Origin of the sequence: Natronobacillus azotifigens (assembly GCF_026805325.1) — a bacterium.
Taxonomy (GTDB): domain Bacteria; phylum Bacillota; class Bacilli; order Bacillales; family Amphibacillaceae; genus Natronobacillus; species Natronobacillus azotifigens.
This window is the reverse complement of the sequence record NZ_JAPRAT010000014.1, coordinates 1-18,344: the sequence shown is the minus strand read 5'-3', so window position 1 is coordinate 18,344 and position 18,344 is coordinate 1. Positions and strand designations below refer to the sequence as shown.

Here is an 18,344-nt window from a genome sequence, read left to right as displayed (position 1 = left end):
ATATGATGGGTATTCCTTTTTACATAGAAGGTAGATAATTTTAAAAAAATGAGGAGGAACTCAGATGGAAATGTCCTTGATCGAGAAAAATTTTGAGAATCTAGATAACTTAGTGGAATTAATCGAAAAAGAAAAAGAGATTACCTACATGGATGCCTTAGTACTAGGCTTAGAATACATACATACCGGAGAATTGCCAACGGGTATAAGTGAGTCATCCACTGACATAATAAAAGAGTTAGTACAAGAAGTAACGTTCGATGAACTGGAAAAAGAGCAAGTTCGAAAAGTCCTTGAATTTGCGATGTTAAAAAGCATGAAAGGGTCTACACAACAGCAACATTTACTTACACCAGATACAGTAGCGATGTATATCGCTTATTTAGCAGAAAAATTAATTGGAGAGAAAAAGCAGTTACGTATGTTTGATCCCACCAGTGGAACTGCTAACTTATTAACAGCAGTTTTTAACCAATTAAACAGAGAAGGCAAGGTGTATGGTAGTGAAATTGATCCGACATTAATACAACTTGCCGTATTGAGTGCCAATTTACAAAAAACAGAAATAGAGTACTTTCACCAAGACAGTATTCAACCATTATTATTGGATCCGGTTGATCTTGTCGTTGCTGATTTACCAGTTGGTTATTATCCGGATGACATACGTGCAAGCCAGTTTGATGTGCATGTAAAAAACGATCATACGTATGCTCACCATTTACTTATCGAACAAAGTGTGCACTATGTAAAACCAGGTGGTTACTTACTATTTGTTATTCCAAATAGCTTGTTCGATAGTGACCAAGCAACGAAATTACATGGATACATTCAAGCAAACGTTCATGTTGTTGGATTATTACAATTACCTACAAGCATCTTTCGTTCCGATCAACAAGCGAAAAGTATTTTTGTTTTACAGAAAAAAGGAGAACATACCAAACCGCCTAAGCAAGCGTTAATGGCTAAATTGCCATCCTTCAAAGATAGTCGCGCTACAGAAAATATTGTAGCGAAAATGAATGAATGGTTTAAAAATGAAGGGTATTAATTGTTAGAAAATAAAGAAAACAAATTGCAATCGCTACCAAAATACTTTGAAGTTGCATTTTTGGTGATTAGTTAGTTAAAATAGTAACAGGTATATTTAATAGAATAAATAGGGAACCGAAAGGATTGAATGTGTTGAGTAATATTTTATCAATTAACGCTGGTAGTTCTTCATTGAAATTTCAATTAATCGAAATGCCAGAAGAAACAGTTTTAGCAAAAGGATTAGTAGAGCGTATAGGGATCAGTGAATCTGTCTTCAAGTTAGAATATGGGGAAAATGAAGATAAACTTACAATGGATATCCCAAACCATGAAAAAGCTGTTGAATTATTATTAGAAAAATTACAAGCATCAGGAGTTATCGCTTCATTAGAAGAGATTGATGGAGTTGGACACCGTGTGGTTCATGGTGGAGAGCGTTTCAGTGATTCTGTTGTAGTTACAGACGAAGTGATTGCTGAGATTGAAAAAGTATCCGAACTTGCACCATTGCACAATCCTGCTAACTTAACAGGGATTAAGGCTTTTAAGGATATTATGCTAAATGTTCCAGCGGTAGCAGTGTTTGACACTGCGTTCCACCAATCTATGCCACCAGAATCTTACTTATACAGCTTACCGTATGATTATTATCAAGATTACGGTATCCGTAAGTATGGTTTCCACGGAACTAGTCATAAATATGTTTCGGAACGCGCTGCAGAATTAATGGACGTTCCTTTAGAAAAATTACGTCTGATCACTTGCCATATTGGTAATGGAGCGAGTGTAGCAGCAGTGAAAAATGGTCAATCAATCGATACAACGATGGGCTTCACACCATTAGAAGGTGTAACAATGGGTACACGCTCTGGAAGTTTAGACCCAGCATTAGTTCCTTACATTATGAAAAAGACAGGGAAAGATGTTAACGAAGTTTTACATGTATTAAACAAGGAAAGTGGAATGCTTGCATTGTCTGGTTTCTCTAGTGACTTAAGAGATATTGAAGACAAAGCAAGTGAAGGTGATGACCGTGCTGAACTTGCATTAAAGATCTTCGCTGGTCGTATTCATCAATATGTAGGCTCTTATGCTGCGAAAATGCATGGTGTTGATGCAATTGTCTTCACTGCAGGAATCGGTGAAAACAGTAAAGCAGTTCGTGAACGCGTACTAGAAGGATTAGAATTTATGGGTGTTTATTGGGACCCAGCGCTGAATGACGTAAGAGGAAAAGAAACTTTTATTAACTATCCACATTCACCGGTAAAAGTAATTATTATTCCTACCAATGAGGAAGTTGTGATTGCACGTGATGTTGCACGTTTAGCGAAATAATAGATAGAAAAACAGAAAGGTAAGAAAAGTTTTTAAACTTTTCTTACCTTTTACTATACTAAGTGTAATGTTTATTGTATAATAATAATGTAAGCGTTAGCATTCGCTTTTAAAATTTCACAACTTTCATGTATGTTCTAACAGGTTAGAATGGAGATTCAGGAATAAGTAGAGTTTGCTGTAGAAGAGTCTGAAATCACTTATCATTTTCTAAGGAGGTAAGGACAATGGGTTTTGAAATGTTAGATGAACAAAGTCAGCAATTAGTTCGTTTCGTAAATGCCCGTCATCAACGAGAAGAAGGTAAACCATTTGCTTTAGACAATATTGATAGATGCTACCACAACGGTAGTGACATTTCGGTCACGTTTACTACTGGCTCACAATATCTTTATACGAAGGATGGAGAATTTTTCATTACCGAAGAGCTTCATTAGTCATACTGTTATCCATCATTAAAGAGACGCAAAAGATTTTCTCGTATACAGTAGGGTTTGATGGTTGCCTTCCCATAAGTAAAACGACAGATGAACATCATGTTCATCTGTCGTTTACTTCTGCGCTATAGTTTGTCATCAGAATAGAGCTTCTTATTGTTTTTTAAATAGTATAAAATATCTTCAATTTATCCCGGAGCAACCGTCCGTAAGACTCCCACTTCAAAACAACGAGAAATATCAAGTTGTTTAAGTGGGAGTAACGGACGCTATCACCCCGAATGGTTCAAAGGCCTTTAGGTCATCCTTTAGGACTAACAATCAGTGGGGGAATACCTAAAAACCCCCACTGATTGAAGTTTCACTTTATTCTAAATCATCATCATCATCATCATCGTCAGCTCGGACCACTAGTACGTCGCAAGGAGCATAACGAGTAATATTTTCAGAAACACTACCAATTAAAAAACGTTCCACAGCATTCAACCCGGTAGCGCCACAAATAATCAAGTCTGCTTTAAAGGTTTTGGCCACATATTTTGGGATTCTTACTTTAGGAGAACCATAATCAATATGCGTTTCCGTTTTGTTCACACCTTGTTCTTGAGCATGAACTTGATAATCCTCTAATAATTTATTTGCATAAGATTCAGAACGATTAATCATCGATTGATCATACGTTTCAGCAGTTGATATTGTTTTAGTATCGACAACATGAGCAATGATTAGATCCGCATTATTTCGTTTTGCAACTTGAACAGCTCTTTTAAAAGCTTTTAAGGAAGCCTGTGAACCATCAACTGCGACGACGATTCGTTTGTATTGTTCTGCTGGCATACTCCTCACTCCTTCACGATATTATATTGCTCTATACCACTATTTTACTTGTGCCAAACCTATTTAGTCTAGTGTATTCCAATTATTTTTTTGTTATTCTTCCAGCGATAAAAAGTATGTATACTCATCTGTTCCTCAAGTTAAAAAGAGATGATGGATTTTCCTATTTATTCCGCAGCAATCGTCCGTAAGACTCCCACTGATTGAAGTTTCACTTTAATAGCTTGTAAAGGGTTTGGTTATTCCGTTCTCAGTTGAGATGCTTTTGTCCAATTGCTATCTAAAAGACAGTCAATCACACATGATTTCACTCCATTTCGCATACTTTTAAATGATAACCATGCAAAGGAGCGAATTTTATGAAAAAACAATATGCATTATTAAAACTTTTATTGGCGTTATTTTTGTTGTATGTGGCATTTCCGATGATTGGGAGTACAACGGTTCAATTAGTAAACTTATTTTGGTTGGTTTGGTTTCTGTTCTTTTTATTAATTATTGGTGCGAACCTCGCCGTTCTATTAAACATTCAAACACAACCAAATGAAAAATATGTGGTAAAAAAGCAAATGCAAAGAATGAAAAATTGATACTTTGTTGATACATCTGTATAATAACAATAGGGAAAGAAATAATAGTACAGGTAGAAAGAAAGGTGACAAACCTTGGCTACAAAGCATGAACAGATCTTATTGTTTATTGAATCATTAAAGGTAGGGAACAAAATTTCTGTCCGACAAATTGCGCGAGAATTGGCGGTTAGTGAAGGAACAGCCTATCGTGCGATTAAGGAGGCGGAAAATCAGGGACTAGTGAGTACCATTGAACGAGTTGGTACGATTCGAATTGAACAAAAAAAGAAAGAGAATTTCGAACATCTTACCTTTGCAGAGATTGTTGGTATTGTTGATGGACAAGTACTAGGCGGAAGAGAAGGTTTATATAAGACTTTACATAAGTTCGTTATCGGTGCCATGAAATTGGATGCGATGATGCGTTATCTGGAAAAAGATTCTCTCCTAATCATCGGAAATCGTGTCGAGGCCCATCAACTAGCATTAGAAGAAGGTGCAGCGGTATTAATTACAGGTGGATTTGACACTGACGAGCATATCAAACGACTTGCAGATGAACGGAAACTCCCGATCATCTCAACAAGCTACGATACATTCACAGTAGCAGCAATGATAAACCGTGCGATTTATGATCAATTAATCAAAAAAGAAATTGTTGTTGTAGGAGATATTTATACATCTTTTGAGGATACGTTTTATTTAACAAAAAATAATACATTGAAAAGATGGTATGAGTTAAACGAAAAAACAACACATAGTAGATACCCGGTAGTGGATGAACAGAATAGAGTTATCGGTATTGTCACATCAAAGGATATTATTGGTAAGCCCCAGGAATTAAATGTTGAAAAGGTCATGACAAAAAGTCCAATGACTGTTTTAAAAGAAACCTCATTGGCTTATGCTGCTCACATGATGGTTTGGGAAGGGATTGAAATAGTCCCAGTAGTGAATAATCATAATCGTTTACTAGGCCTAATCTCACGCCAGGATGTACTAAAAGCATTACAGCATGTACAGCGCCAACCGCAAGTTGGAGAGACAATTGATGACATTGTAACGAGCGGGTTAACGGTCGTTTCGAATGATTCATATGAGCCTATTTTTCGTTCTAATGTAACCCCACAGATGACAAATGCACTAGGAACGCTTTCTTATGGGGTGTTTGTTTCCTTTATTACAGAAGTTGGTAGTCGTATGATTAAGCAATTAAAGAAGGGTGATTTAGTTGTAGAGAACTTATCTGTTTATTTTATCAAGCCCGTACAGTTAGAAAACACAATTGAAATTCGCCCGCGCATGTTAGAAGTTGGTCGGAAATCGGTGAAAATTGATATTGAAGTTTTTCACGATAAAGATATTGTAGGAAAAGCAATCTTAATAGCTCAATTGATTGATCGATATTGAATGAAGTGGTGAGGCCAATCTTGACGACTCTATTTTTGAAAGGTGATTTTATGAAGCAGATAGAAGTAATAGACACAATATTAGACAAAATCATTGATTATGATCAAATTGTTATCCATAGACATGTTCGTCCAGACCCGGACGCTTTCGGATCGCAGATTGGTTTGGCAGAGATTATTAAAGCTAGTTATCCAGAAAAGCATGTATTTGTAGTGGGAGAGGAAGAAGAATCTCTGCTCTTTTTAGCAAAAATGGATGTAGTAGATGATGCATTTTTCCATGAAGCGTTGGCCATCGTGTGCGATACTGCTAACCGAGGCCGTATCGACGATGAACGCTATCTTCAGGCAAAAGAAATCATTAAGATAGATCATCATCCAGAAGTAGATGCTTATGGTGATATTAGTTGGGTGGATACAAGTTCAAGTTCAACTTCCGAAATGATATATCAACTGTTTCAAGTGGGTAAATCAAGAGCGTTTCAATTCACGGATCATGCTGCGAAGTTGTTGTATGCTGGAATTATTGGTGACACAGGTAGATTTTTATTTCCTAGTACAACGAAACGAACATTTGAATATGCAGCAGAGCTCGTTCAATATAATTTTGACCGGACCAAGCTTTATAATCAATTATATGAGATGGATGCTTCGATAGCGCAATTAAAAGGCTATATTTTAAGTAAATTAAAAATTAATGAGCATGGAGTCAGTTCTGTTCGTGTTACAAAAGATATTTTGGAAAACTATAATATAACAGCAGAACAGACGAGCAAGCTAGTAGGTGTTCTCGGTGATATTAAAGGGATTCAAGCCTGGGTTATTTTCGTGGAAGAAGAGGAGTTAATTCGTGCCCGTATTCGTTCAAAAGGTCCTGCTATTAATGAGATTGCAGCACAATTTAATGGAGGCGGTCATCCGCTTGCATCAGGAGCAACGGTGTTTAGTTGGGAAGAAGCAGAACAACTCGTTCAGGCGTTAACAGCCGTCTGTGAGTAACTTAGGTGGAATAGAGTTATTTCCTTTGTGTTAGCCAGATCCATTATCCAAAACCAATCGTCTCTTTGTTCCTTTTTAAAACTAACAATCAGCGGTGTGGACAGACAGCTATACTGATTGTTAGTTTTTCTTTATCACGGAGCAACCGTCCGTAAGACTCCCAATTCAAAACAACGAGAACACCAAGTTGTTTACGTGGAAGTAACTGACGCTAGCACCCCCGAAGGCTTCAAGGGCCATTAGGTGACCCTTTTGGTCTAAGAATTAGTGGGAGAACACATAAAAATTCCCACTGATTGAAGTTTCACTTTATCTATTCACTTTTCTTTAAACTTAATCGGCTATCTTTAATTCTAAGTGAATTTCACTCGACTCACTAATAAACAAATGCCTTACCTCCGCTTGATAACTTGAACCTTCAATATTGTATACCTTGTTTTCAATCATTCGAAGTAATAATACGTGATTCTCAGTAACGCTTGATACTTCTCTCCCGAGTATTTCTTTTACTTCTTCTTTGATCATTTCTTCTAAATCTTGTAAAATGAATCGATCTAAGCGAAAGGTTTCATGATTCATAATAATAATATCAATCGAAGAAACCATTAATCTTTGTTGATACCTTTGATCTAATTCTTCATTATTTTTCTCTAGTGCTTCGTAGCTTGCCTCTAGCTCTTGCAAATCTGCGCGTAAATCCATATTTTGTTCTACCCAATTTTCGTATAATTGTCCATACATATAAATGAAGACAGCATACGCCAAGATTGCCCCAACAAAAGTGCCGGCCAAAAAACGTTGCCATTCTTTTCGCTTATAATAAGGAGGAATGTGCATTATTGAATCTCCTCTTGCGTAAACCATTCAATAACTAATAATGCGGTCTGTACACCGCCCATTGCAGTAACAATAATAATTATTTGTTTTACTAAATCTATCGTAGATCCTTCTAGTATTCCACGTTCGAAATTCGTTATCGCATCAAAAGTTCCCCCGATTGCTGCGACGATTGCCCAGATGCGTAAACTTCTAGCGATTCTGACCATTAATGTTAATGGTGGTTCGCCTGTTGCGAATGCGCCAATACTTCCAATAAAGGATCCACCAATTACAACCCCTAAAGCAATGAAATAGCACTGAATCATTGAAGCAAAGAAACGTTCCTCCATGTAAATTAACTCCTTTATCTAAGTGAGATAGAAGATGAATTTTTAAATCGTTCAAAAAGTAAATGATTTACTTGGTCAAAAACGCGTAAAACGGTACGAATGAAGTGTAACTAGATCTGCTGTCCTTATGCTTTCATCTTATGATTGCTTTAGCTTGTCTATGTTATTGATTTTCAAGAAAGGAAAAAATCAGCTATAATAAAAAGAAAAGTGTATCGAAAGAATGGAGGGGCTCTTGTGACATTTACTCATCTACAAGTCCGTAGTGGATACAGCATGATGAATAGTACGGTGAAAATTGAACAATTGGTATTACAAGCGAAAAAAAACAACATGAGAGCAGTAGCATTAACGGATGAAAATGTTATGCATGGAGCCATTACTTTTTATCGTGAATGTGTGAAACAGGGAATCAAACCAATTATCGGTATGATTGTTTCGATTGCAGAAACTGAAACGGAAATTATCAATGCAATTGTTTTAGCGAAAAACAATCAAGGTTATCAACAGTTATTGCAACTAAGTACATATATTCAGACAGAAACAGAAGGGCAAATAGATAAGAACCATTTTGTAACGTTCTGTAAGGATCTAGTTGTCGTTCTTCCGATCGAAACCACTGTACTACAAAAACTATGTACCAATAATGATCAAGAAGCACTGCGTGCCTATTTACAAACATGGAGAGATGCAGGCTTTAACGATACTATTCATTTAGGTGTGAAACGAACAGAACAACAATATGTTCCTTTTTTGGTTCAAGCTGAGTTCGAATTAGTAGCGATTGGGGATGTTCGCTATTTACATGATGCAGATTATGATGCTTATCAGTGTTTACGCGCAATGGATAAGAAAGATTCATGGAAAAGTAAAGAGAATGATATTGAAAAGAATCCTTGTAACTATTTTTTTGATGCGAAAGAGGCACAACTTGCTTTTTCCGAGCATCCAAACTTAATGGAAAAAGCAAACCAACTTGGAGATTTATGTAACGTAGAATTAACACTCAATCAATCTAGATTACCAAGATACCCACTACCAGAAGGAGAAAAAGCAGATACATATCTACGTGAACGATGTTTAGAAGCACTACCTGTCAAATATCCTAATAGGTCGAATGCAGTAGTTGAACGATTAGATTATGAGCTATCGATTATCGATTCTATGCAGTTCAGTGATTATTTTTTAATTGTTTGGGATTTTATTCGTTATGCAAAAGAACAAGGGATTTTAGTCGGGCCAGGTCGTGGATCAGCGGCTGGTTCGTTAGTAGCTTATCTACTGGGGATAACAGCAGTTGATCCAATCAAATATAATCTATTATTTGAGCGCTTCTTGAATCCGGAAAGGGTTTCTATGCCGGATATTGATATTGATTTTTCTGATCATCGCAGGGATCAAGTAATAAGCTATGTGAAAGATAAATATGGAAGTGAACACGTTGCTCAAATTGGTACGTTTGGCACATTTCAAACGCGCTCTGTTCTTCGGGAATTAGCAAAAGTAATGGAGATATCAACAGAAGATCTAACCTTTATCTTAAATGAAATCAATCAACAAAGTTCCAAATCAGTAATGGATAGTGTAAAAGCATCTGCTAAATTGTTAGAGTATGTGAAACAGTCAAGTAAGTTACAACAATTGTTTAAGGTGGCAAAAATATTAGAAGGTTTACCGCGGCATTTATCGACACACGCGGCCGGTGTTGTTATTAGTGAACAAAAACTAGTAGATTCGGTGGCGTTGATCAATGGGCAACAGGATGTCCGCCTCACCCAAATGGCTATGGGGGATGTTGAAGCGGTTGGCTTATTAAAAATTGACTTTTTAGGTTTGCGTAATCTAACAACCATTGAACGGATTCTTCAATCAATCAAACGGGACAAAAATCAAGAAATTCAATTAGATAAACTACCATTAAATGATCAAGCGACATTTTCTTTACTTCAGAAAGGGAAGACGAATGGTGTTTTTCAACTAGAATCACAAGGGATGAAGCGGGTACTTACAGAACTTAAACCCAACTCTTTTGAAGATATTGTAGCCGTAAACGCGCTATATCGACCTGGGCCGTTAGCGTTTATTGATACGTATATCAAACGCAAACACAAAAAAGAAAACGTTTCTTATATTCATCCTGACCTAGCATCAATTCTTTCCACAACATACGGTGTGTTAGTTTATCAAGAGCAAATTATTCAGATTGCGAATCAAATTGCAGGATTTTCTTTAGGGCAAGCTGATGTGCTTCGACGAATTGTAAGTAAGAAAAAATCTTCTGATATGGAAACAGTGCGCGATCAATTCATGAAAGGCTGCAAAGCAAATGGGTATCAAGAAAATGTAGCGGAAGAAATCTTTTCTTGGGTTGTTCGTTTTTCTGATTATGGTTTCAATCGTAGTCATGCTGTAGCGTATAGCCTAATTGCTTATCAATTAGCGTATCTAAAAGCACATTATCCAGCATATTTTTTAACTGAATTACTAAACGCAGTGGTCGGTCAAAAAGAGAAAATGCAAGCATATATTAGAGAAGCACGTGATCGTGGGATTTCCTTATTACCTCCTTCGATTAATTATAGCTATGGCAGGTTTTATGTGGATAAACAAAATATTCGGATGGGATTATGGTCCATTAAAGGTATTGGGCAACCTGTTGTAAAGGAATTACTACAAGTACGGAAACAGGGACGTTTTAAAGATTTGTTTGATTTTTGTTTACGAGTTAACTTGAAAGTGGTAAATCGTTCGGCGATTGAACTATTGATTCTTTCTGGTGCTTTTGATGAGACAAATGTTGATCGAGCAACACTTTTAGCTACTCTAGACCAGGCGATGGAGCAAGGAGAGCTATTTGGAGATTTTGAAGATCAAGAAAGTTTATTTGGAAATGATTTGCACTTGGATGGAAGCTACCAGAAGGTAGAACCCTTTACCGTTTTGCAACAATTGGCTTATGAAAAAGAGATATTAGGGATGTATGTCTCTAACCATCCTCTTGCCAATGTTCGAATATCTTTACGTTCGAGTGGTTATTTAAGCATTGCGCAACTGAGAAGTGTGTTAGGTAGAAATAAACAAAAAACAGTGCTAGCTGTTGAAGAAATAAAAGTAATTCGGACGAAACGCGGAGATCAAATGGCATTCCTTACCTTAATTGATGAAGAAGATGAGCTAGACGCTGTCCTATTTCCTGATCTTTTTCGTGAAGTAAAAACGTGGTTGAAAGAAGAATCGTTGGTAAGAATTGTCGGTAAAACCGAAGAAAGGCAACAGTCGGTACAACTTGTGATCAATGAAATGGAAATCTTTGATATAGAGAATTTCCACCCCGAAGAACAAAGACAACGTTTGTTTATTCGAATAACTGATTCGAGATCAAAGGATGAATTTCTTCAAGAATTGAAAGAAATTGCCAACAAATATCCGGGAGATACACCGATTTTTATCTATCAAGTTGAAAAGAAACAAACGTATCAGTTAGCTACTGATTATAATTTACAAATTACAAGGGAATGCTTAAATAAGCTATATCAATTATTTGAACGTGAAAATGTTGTTGTAAAAAAGGTTTAATGGACTACTTGAATAAGAGAGGAAACGATTAAGCGCTATTCGACTTTTTTTGCTTATATCTTCTGCTTTACACACTTATGTTATCTGATATAATAGAGTGGTTGAGTGGTCAGACCAATGGAATGCTGAACAAGATTCTTATATATTCCTATGACTAACTCATGCTTAGCGATCACTCACTATTGGAAAAGTAACATTTCTTCAGGAGAAGTAACGTGCAGGGTTAATAGGATAATAATCAGTTAGATGTTAATACCTCTAACTGATTATCGTTTCATTTTACATAGAATAAGGGGAGAAATTGATGACAAGATTACGAGATCAAGCTTTGCAAATGCATGAGGAAAAACAAGGGAAACTATCGGTACAAGCTAAAGTACCTGTAGCAAATGAAGAGGACCTTAGTTTAGCATACTCACCAGGTGTTGCAGAGCCTTGTTTGGAAATTGAGAAGAATCAAGACAAAGCATATACATATACAATGAAAGCTAACATGGTCGGTGTAGTCACAGATGGCTCTGCTGTTTTAGGCCTAGGTAATATTGGTGCACAAGCAGCATTGCCAGTTATGGAAGGGAAAGCGGTCTTATTTAAAAACTTTGGAGATGTAGATGCATTTCCTATTTGTCTAGATACCCAAGATGTGGATCAAGTTATTGAAACAGTAAAATTACTCGCTCCAACCTTTGGAGGTATTAATTTAGAGGATATTGCTGCACCGAATTGTTTTGCTATTGAAGAAGCATTAAAAGAGCAACTAGATATTCCTGTTTTTCACGATGATCAGCACGGTACAGCAATCGTAACATTAGCTGGCCTCTTCAATGCACTTAAATTAGTCAATAAATCTTTTGAGACAATCAAAGTAGTTATTAATGGGGCGGGTGCTGCAGGCATTGCGATTGTAAAATTGTTAGCTCATTTCGGAGTAAACGATATGATTTTATGTGATTCCAAGGGTGCGATTTACCAAGGACGCTCAAATGGGATGAATACAATGAAGGAAGAGATTGCAAGTTTTACGAATAAAAATAATATCGCTGGTGATCTCCGTACAGTGATGGAAGATGCCGATGTCTTTATTGGTGTATCTCTAGGAGGCCTAGTCGACGAAGCGATGATTCGTTCGATGAAACAAGACCCAATTGTATTCGCAATGGCAAATCCAGATCCTGAAATTTTACCAGAACTTGCAATAAAAGCTGGTGCTGCTGTAGTAGGAACAGGGCGCTCGGATTATCCAAATCAAGTGAATAACGTATTGGCGTTTCCTGGTATTTTTCGTGGGGCGCTTGACGTTCGTTCCTCAGACATCAATGAAGAAATGAAAGTTGCTGCAGTAGAAGCGATCGCCATGTTAATTAAGGAAGATGAATTAAGAGCAGACTATGTCATTCCTAATCCATTCGATGAGCGAGTTGCACCTGCAGTAGCAAAAGCAGTAGCAAAAGCTGCAAAAAACACTGGTGTCGCACGAATCGACTAAAGTTATTTCATAAATTAGACAAGGGGTAAAGTTTTGGTTATGACATCATTTCGAAAAACAAAAGCATATGAAAATGTTTTGGATAAATTGAAAAATTATATAAAAGAGAATGAATTACAGCCAGGAGATCGGTTGCCGTCTGAACGAGAATTGGTTGATCAGTTGCAAGTGAGTCGTTCATCAATTAGAGAAGGATTGCGTGCAATTGAGCTATTAGGGTTAATCGAAACAAAAACTGGTGAAGGAACATTTTTACGCTCTTATCAGTCATATCGAACCTTATCCTTGTTAGCAATGTTTATCTTTCAAGACCCAAATACAAAAATTGATATCTTGGAAGTAAAGCGACTAATCGAAAAAGAAGCATTGAAAATGGCATTTGCGTCTGATCGTTTGGGTGTAGTTGAACAGTGGGAAGAAATAGCCCAAGTAAAAAATGGACAAACAATATCAAAGCATCGTGCTTTTTATCAAGTAGTTTTTCAATCGGCAAAAAATGATTTATTAGAAAAAATGTGGCGTTTAATGGACGAATTCGTTGAGACTTTTCATGTCCAGCAATATTCTGATCGTTTTTATTTAAAAGTAAAGAATGTTTTTGTCCAGGATCATTATCAAGAAATTGAGAAGATTTTTGAAACAGCTGAAGGATAAGACGCTGATAAAGGGGGACGTTATCCATGCAAATGAAAAGCTTGTTTTCTAAAAAGAAAAAATATGCTGCTATTCCTAGTGAAAAAGCGAAACAAGATATACCAGAAGGTTTGGTAGAAAAATGCCAGGGTTGCTCGAAGATCTTCTATGAAAAAGAGTGGAAGAAACATCTACATGTTTGTCCAGAGTGTGGACACCATCATCGAATAGGCGCATACCAACGAATAGAGAGTTTAATGGATATAGATACTTTTGAAGAATGGGATCGGGATCTTGAATCAAATAACCCTTTACAGTTTCCTAACTATCAAGAAAAATTAGAAAAAGATCAGGAAAAGACCGGATTGAAAGATGCGGTAGTAACAGGGAAAGGGAAAATTAATAATTTTGAAACAGCAATCGTTGTAATGGATGCAAGATTTCGAATGGCAAGTATGGGATCCGTTGTTGGGGAAAAAATTGCACGGGCAATTGAACGAGCAAAAGAACAAAAGATTCCAATCATTATCTTCACAGCCTCCGGCGGAGCACGTATGCAAGAGGGGATGATTAGTCTCATGCAGATGGCGAAAACTTCAATGGCCGTTCAGCGATTTAATCAATCTGGCGGCTGTATGGTTGTAGTAATGACCAATCCAACAACTGGAGGAGTTTCGGCAAGCTTTGCTTCTATTGGTGATTATCATTTTGCTGAGCCAGGTGCACTGATTGGATTTGCAGGGCGACGAATTATTGAACAGACAATCCGCGAAAAACTTCCAGAAGACTTTCAGACGGCAGAATTTCAATTAGAGCATGGACAGATTGATAAAGTGGTTGCTCGAGAAGAGATGAAGCGAATGCTCACGACAGTATTAGATTTACATCAATCAGGGGGGATACAAAATTGAAACAAGTATTAGAATTTGAAAAACCTGTGATTGAATTGAAAGAAAAAATCGAAGAATTGAAAACGATGACCAAAGCAAGTGACATGGATTTAACAGCAGAGATTAGCACATTAGAATCTCGTTTGGAAAAGTTAGAAAAAGATATTTATGGGAACTTAGAGTCTTGGGATCGTGTGCAGATTGCTAGACATCCTGAACGACCAACAACATTGGATTATGTAGAGCAATTATTTACTGATTTTATTGAATTACATGGAGATCGACTTTATCGGGATGACCCAGCAATAGTAGCAGGAATCGCTAAGTATAAAGGTCAACCAGTCACTGTAATTGGTCATCAACGAGGGAAAAATACAAAAGAAAATTTATACCGTAATTTTGGTAGTCCTCATCCAGAAGGATATCGGAAAGCGTTACGCCAGATGAAATTGGCAGAGAAATTTAATCGTCCGATCATAACCTTGATCGATACGAAAGGTGCTCACCCTGGTAAAGCTGCAGAGGAACGGGGGCAAGGGGAGGCCATCGCTCGTAACCTTTTGGAAATGGCAAGTTTGCGTGTTCCAATCATCTCTGTTGTGATTGGTGAAGGTGGTAGTGGTGGAGCTTTAGGAATTGGCTTGGCTGATCATCTTCATATGCTTGAAAATGCAACCTATTCCGTTATTTCGCCGGAAGGAGCTGCTAGTATTTTATGGAAAGATGCTGGTAAAGCAAAACAAGCAGCAAGATCGTTGAAAATTACAGCGAACGATTTAAAATCTTTAGCGGTAATTGATGAAGTTATTCCAGAACCAAGAGGTGGCTCTCATCGTGATCTGACTATGCAAGTAGCTTATCTGGATGTTTATATTCAAAAGTCCCTTTCTTTTCTAACAAAAATAGATCCAGACGATTTGGTTGAAAAAAGATGGTGTAAGTACAAAAAAATTGGTGGCTTTGATATCTAGAATGATAAATTGTCCATTATTTTCGGCTCCTAGAGAAAAAAATAAATAATTTTTTCAGATTTCCCCCTAAATCGACATATTTAGGGGTGTGATTTTGTACGCTTTCATGTATAATCTTAGTTGAAATTAAATTAGGATATATTTATGCTAGAATGGATAGGGTAGTTAATGATACAATTTGATTGAGGTGAAAGAAATGAAAAAGATAGGTATTTTAACTAGTGGTGGGGATGCCCCTGGGATGAATGCTGCAATACGTGCAGTAGTGCGAAAAGGGATTTACCATGATCTTGAGGTCTATGGTATATACAATGGCTATCAAGGCTTAATGGAAGGTAAAATCGTAAAGATGGAGCTTGGTTCTGTAGGAGATATTATCCAACGTGGAGGAACTATGTTATATTCCGCTCGTTCGGAACAATTTAAAACAGAAGAAGGCCAGCAAATTGCTATTCAGCAATTAGAGAAGTATGGGATTGAAGGGCTAATTGTAATTGGTGGCGATGGTTCATTTCAAGGAGCTGCGAAGCTAACGGCTAAAGGGTATCCTTGTATTGGTGTGCCAGGAACTATTGATAATGATATTCCGGGGACAGACTTTACGATTGGTTTTGATACTGCTTTAAACACAATTGTAGAGGCAGTAGACAAAATACGAGATACAGCAACTTCACATGAACGTACATACGTGATTGAAGTAATGGGAAGAAATGCCGGTGATCTAGCGTTATGGGCTGGATTAGCTGATGGTGCTGAAAGTATTTTAATTCCTGAACGTGATCAAGACTTTGATGAAGTGATTGACCGTCTAAGACGTGGACATGATCGTGGGAAAAAACATAGCATCATCATCTTAGCTGAAGGTGTTGGAAATGGCATTGATTACGGTAAACGAATAGAAGAAGCTACACACTATGAAACAAGAGTAACTGTCTTAGGTCATATTCAACGAGGCGGTCGCCCAACCGGTTTTGACCGAGTGCTTGCTAGCCGATTAGGTGGTAAAGCAGTAGACTTACTTCGAGAAGGAAAAGCGGGTAAAATGGTAGGAATTCAAAATAATCAGCTTGTAGATCATGATATTATTGAAGTGCTAAAGCAACCGCACAATGTTGATATGAGTTTGTACAAGCTTTCATGTGAATTATCTATATAATTAAAAGATAAATTGTTTTTGAAAATCTAAGGAGGAAATATCTAAAATGAGAAGAACTAAAATTGTTTGTACGATTGGACCGGCTTCAGAAACGGTTGAAAAACTAACACAATTAATTGAGGCTGGTATGAATGTAGCTCGTCTGAATTTTTCACACGGAGATTTCGAAGAACATGGTGCTCGAATTAAAAACATCAGAGAAGCTTCTGAGAAGACTGGTAAAACTGTTGCAATTCTTTTGGATACAAAAGGACCAGAAATTCGTACAGGTACGATGAAAGATGGAAAAGTTGATATTGAAAGAGGAGATTATATTAATATCTCCATGGATGAGACAGTTCTAGGAACAAAAGAAAAATTTGCTGTTACTTATCCTCAGCTGATCGATGACGTTCATGTCGGTTCAAAGATTTTATTAGATGACGGATTAATTGAATTAGAAGTTGTTGAAATTTTAGAATCAGAAAAAGAATTGAAAACGATCGCATTAAACTCTGGTCTATTAAAAAATAAAAAAGGTGTTAACGTTCCTAATGTTAGCGTGAACCTACCAGGAATGACGGATAAAGATGCGGCTGATATTAAATTTGGTATTGAGCAAGGTGTAGACTTTGTTGCAGCTTCTTTCATTCGTCGTGCTGCTGACGTTTTAACAATTAGAGAACATTTAGATAGCAATGGTGGTAAGGATATTAACATTATTCCTAAGATCGAGAACCAAGAAGGTGTCGATAACTTAGACGCTATTCTTCAAGTAAGTGATGGTTTAATGGTTGCTCGTGGTGACTTAGGAGTAGAGATTCCAGCTGAAGATGTACCAATTGTACAAAAAGACATGATCAAAAAATGTAATACTGCGGGTAAACCTGTTATCACGGCAACACAAATGCTTGATTCTATGCAGAGAAACCCACGTCCTACACGTGCGGAAGCGTCTGATGTTGCAAACGCTATTTTTGATGGTACAGATGCAATTATGCTTTCCGGAGAAACAGCTGCCGGTGATTATCCAGTAGAATCTGTACAAACGATGAATAACATTGCATTAAAAGCTGAAACTGTCTTAGATCATAAAGCAATCCTAGAGCGTCGTTCAAAATCAAGTGAGATGACTATGACGGATGCAATCAGCCAATCCGTGAATCACTCTGCGATGAATTTAGATGTTAGAGCAATTCTTACACCAACTGTAAGTGGTCATACAGCTCGTATGATTTCTAAATATCGTCCGAAAGCACCAATCATTGCTGTTACTTTTGATGAGAAAGTAACTCGTCGCCTTTCTCTTGTTTGGGGTGTTCAAGCAATCATTGGGAAATACGCGTACACAACAGATGAAGTATTAGATTTAGCTATCGAACGTGGTTTAGAGGCTGGACACTTCAGTAAAGGTGATCGCATTATTATTACTGCTGGTGTACCAGTAGGAGAAAGTGGTACAACAAACCTTATGAAAATCCATATTATTGGAGATGTTTTAACAAAAGGTCAAGGTGTAGGAAAAGGGAGTAGCTATGGTAAAGTTGTAGTTGCCAAGAATGCAACAGAAGCAAACGAACTCGTAAACTATGGCGATATTCTTGTAACATACGGAACCAGCAAAGAAATGATGCCTGCTTTAGAAAAAGCAAGTGGTATTATTACGGAAGAAGGCGGCTTAACTTCTCACGCAGCAGTAGTTGGTTTAGACCTTGGCATCCCAGTAATTGTAGGTGTTGAAAAAGCAATGACATCTATCGAAAATGGAAAAGAAATTACGATTGATGCGAAAAAAGGTGACATTTACGTAGGTCACGCAAGCATTTTATAATTCTGTTCCAGCGTAAAGTGCTTATGCAG

At 37.2% G+C, this 18,344-nt stretch carries 16 protein-coding genes; 13 read left to right on the top strand and 3 right to left on the bottom strand.

The genetic code is table 11. The features are described 5' to 3' along the window. Positions 1-64 precede the first annotated feature (64 nt). The 3 genes from OWO01_RS08250 to OWO01_RS08240 all read left to right on the top strand — a co-directional run bounded on the left by OWO01_RS08250 (position 65) and on the right by OWO01_RS08240 (position 2,807). A complete protein-coding gene (locus OWO01_RS08250; protein ID WP_268779973.1) occupies positions 65-1,048 on the top strand; it encodes a class I SAM-dependent methyltransferase in 984 nt (327 codons plus the stop codon). A 134-nt stretch (positions 1,049-1,182) separates the two neighbouring features. Next, positions 1,183-2,370, top strand: coding sequence for an acetate kinase (locus OWO01_RS08245; RefSeq protein ID WP_268779972.1), 1,188 nt, complete (start codon positions 1,183-1,185; stop codon positions 2,368-2,370). Positions 2,371-2,597: 227 nt separating this feature from the next. Then, positions 2,598-2,807, top strand: coding sequence for a hypothetical protein (locus tag OWO01_RS08240; protein ID WP_268779971.1), 210 nt, complete (start codon positions 2,598-2,600; stop codon positions 2,805-2,807). A gap of 366 nt (positions 2,808-3,173) precedes the next feature. Here the strand turns inward: OWO01_RS08240 and OWO01_RS08235 are convergent, their stop codons facing one another. Next, positions 3,174-3,644, bottom strand: a complete 471-nt coding sequence (locus OWO01_RS08235) for a universal stress protein (protein ID WP_268779970.1) — start codon at positions 3,642-3,644, stop codon at positions 3,174-3,176. A 359-nt stretch (positions 3,645-4,003) separates the two neighbouring features. On the opposite strand from OWO01_RS08235, the gene OWO01_RS08230 reads away from it, so the two are divergent. From OWO01_RS08230 to OWO01_RS08220, 3 genes are all read left to right on the top strand, one after another. Continuing rightward, a complete protein-coding gene (locus tag OWO01_RS08230; protein ID WP_268779969.1) occupies positions 4,004-4,234 on the top strand; it encodes a hypothetical protein in 231 nt (76 codons plus the stop codon). 75 nt (positions 4,235-4,309) lie between these two features. After that, positions 4,310-5,626: a DRTGG domain-containing protein gene (locus OWO01_RS08225; protein ID WP_268779968.1), complete on the top strand. Its 1,317-nt coding sequence runs from the start codon at positions 4,310-4,312 to the stop codon at positions 5,624-5,626. A gap of 50 nt (positions 5,627-5,676) precedes the next feature. Then, positions 5,677-6,624 (top strand): DHH family phosphoesterase, encoded by a 948-nt coding sequence (locus tag OWO01_RS08220; protein WP_268779967.1) that lies wholly within the window; start codon positions 5,677-5,679, stop codon positions 6,622-6,624. Positions 6,625-6,957: 333 nt separating this feature from the next. On the opposite strand, the gene ytrI is transcribed toward OWO01_RS08220, so the two are convergent. Next, positions 6,958-7,461 (bottom strand): sporulation membrane protein YtrI, encoded by a 504-nt coding sequence (gene ytrI / locus OWO01_RS08215; RefSeq protein WP_268779966.1) that lies wholly within the window; start codon positions 7,459-7,461, stop codon positions 6,958-6,960. Continuing rightward, positions 7,461-7,793: a sporulation membrane protein YtrH gene (gene ytrH / locus OWO01_RS08210; RefSeq protein ID WP_268779965.1), complete on the bottom strand. Its 333-nt coding sequence runs from the start codon at positions 7,791-7,793 to the stop codon at positions 7,461-7,463. Before ytrH ends, ytrI begins: the two co-directional genes overlap by 1 nt. A 237-nt stretch (positions 7,794-8,030) precedes the next feature. Here ytrH and dnaE point away from each other — a divergent pair, with 237 nt between their 5' ends. The 7 genes from dnaE (at position 8,031) to pyk (ending at position 18,315) form a co-directional block, all read left to right on the top strand. Then, on the top strand, positions 8,031-11,369 hold the full coding sequence (dnaE, locus tag OWO01_RS08205) for a DNA polymerase III subunit alpha (protein ID WP_268779964.1): 3,339 nt from the start codon (positions 8,031-8,033) through the stop codon (positions 11,367-11,369). A 304-nt stretch (positions 11,370-11,673) separates the two neighbouring features. After that, on the top strand, positions 11,674-12,855 hold the full coding sequence (ystJ, locus tag OWO01_RS08200) for an NADP-dependent malic enzyme (RefSeq protein WP_268779963.1): 1,182 nt from the start codon (positions 11,674-11,676) through the stop codon (positions 12,853-12,855). 39 nt (positions 12,856-12,894) lie between these two features. After that, positions 12,895-13,509: a FadR/GntR family transcriptional regulator gene (locus tag OWO01_RS08195; RefSeq protein ID WP_268779962.1), complete on the top strand. Its 615-nt coding sequence runs from the start codon at positions 12,895-12,897 to the stop codon at positions 13,507-13,509. 26 nt (positions 13,510-13,535) lie between these two features. After that, positions 13,536-14,399 carry an acetyl-CoA carboxylase, carboxyltransferase subunit beta gene (gene accD, locus OWO01_RS08190; RefSeq protein ID WP_268779961.1) on the top strand — a complete coding sequence of 288 codons (864 nt, stop codon included), beginning with the start codon at positions 13,536-13,538 and terminating at the stop codon, positions 14,397-14,399. Further along, entirely contained in the window at positions 14,396-15,349 is a 954-nt protein-coding gene (locus tag OWO01_RS08185) for an acetyl-CoA carboxylase carboxyltransferase subunit alpha (protein WP_268779960.1), read from the top strand. Before accD ends, OWO01_RS08185 begins: the two co-directional genes overlap by 4 nt. 196 nt (positions 15,350-15,545) lie before the next feature. Beyond that, entirely contained in the window at positions 15,546-16,505 is a 960-nt protein-coding gene (gene pfkA, locus OWO01_RS08180; protein WP_268779959.1) for a 6-phosphofructokinase, read from the top strand. Positions 16,506-16,551: 46 nt separating this feature from the next. Further along, on the top strand, positions 16,552-18,315 hold the full coding sequence (gene pyk / locus OWO01_RS08175; RefSeq protein WP_268779958.1) for a pyruvate kinase: 1,764 nt from the start codon (positions 16,552-16,554) through the stop codon (positions 18,313-18,315). Positions 18,316-18,344: the final 29 nt, after the last annotated feature.

Excerpts from the sequence above, each read along its gene's own strand:
- ytrH (WP_268779965.1), bottom strand. The coding sequence starts at position 7,793 with ATGGAGGAACGTTTCTTTGCTTCAATGATTCAGTGCTATTTCATTGCT.
- OWO01_RS08250 (WP_268779973.1), top strand. The coding sequence starts at position 65 with ATGGAAATGTCCTTGATCGAGAAAAATTTTGAGAATCTAGATAACTTA.
- ystJ (WP_268779963.1), top strand. The coding sequence starts at position 11,674 with ATGACAAGATTACGAGATCAAGCTTTGCAAATGCATGAGGAAAAACAA.
- OWO01_RS08235 (WP_268779970.1), bottom strand. The coding sequence starts at position 3,644 with ATGCCAGCAGAACAATACAAACGAATCGTCGTCGCAGTTGATGGTTCA.
- pyk (WP_268779958.1), top strand. The coding sequence starts at position 16,552 with ATGAGAAGAACTAAAATTGTTTGTACGATTGGACCGGCTTCAGAAACG.
- OWO01_RS08220 (WP_268779967.1), top strand. The coding sequence starts at position 5,677 with ATGAAGCAGATAGAAGTAATAGACACAATATTAGACAAAATCATTGAT.
- OWO01_RS08230 (WP_268779969.1), top strand. The coding sequence starts at position 4,004 with ATGAAAAAACAATATGCATTATTAAAACTTTTATTGGCGTTATTTTTG.
- OWO01_RS08195 (WP_268779962.1), top strand. The coding sequence starts at position 12,895 with ATGACATCATTTCGAAAAACAAAAGCATATGAAAATGTTTTGGATAAA.
- accD (WP_268779961.1), top strand. The coding sequence starts at position 13,536 with ATGCAAATGAAAAGCTTGTTTTCTAAAAAGAAAAAATATGCTGCTATT.
- ytrI (WP_268779966.1), bottom strand. The coding sequence starts at position 7,461 with ATGCACATTCCTCCTTATTATAAGCGAAAAGAATGGCAACGTTTTTTG.
- pfkA (WP_268779959.1), top strand. The coding sequence starts at position 15,546 with ATGAAAAAGATAGGTATTTTAACTAGTGGTGGGGATGCCCCTGGGATG.
- OWO01_RS08240 (WP_268779971.1), top strand. The coding sequence starts at position 2,598 with ATGGGTTTTGAAATGTTAGATGAACAAAGTCAGCAATTAGTTCGTTTC.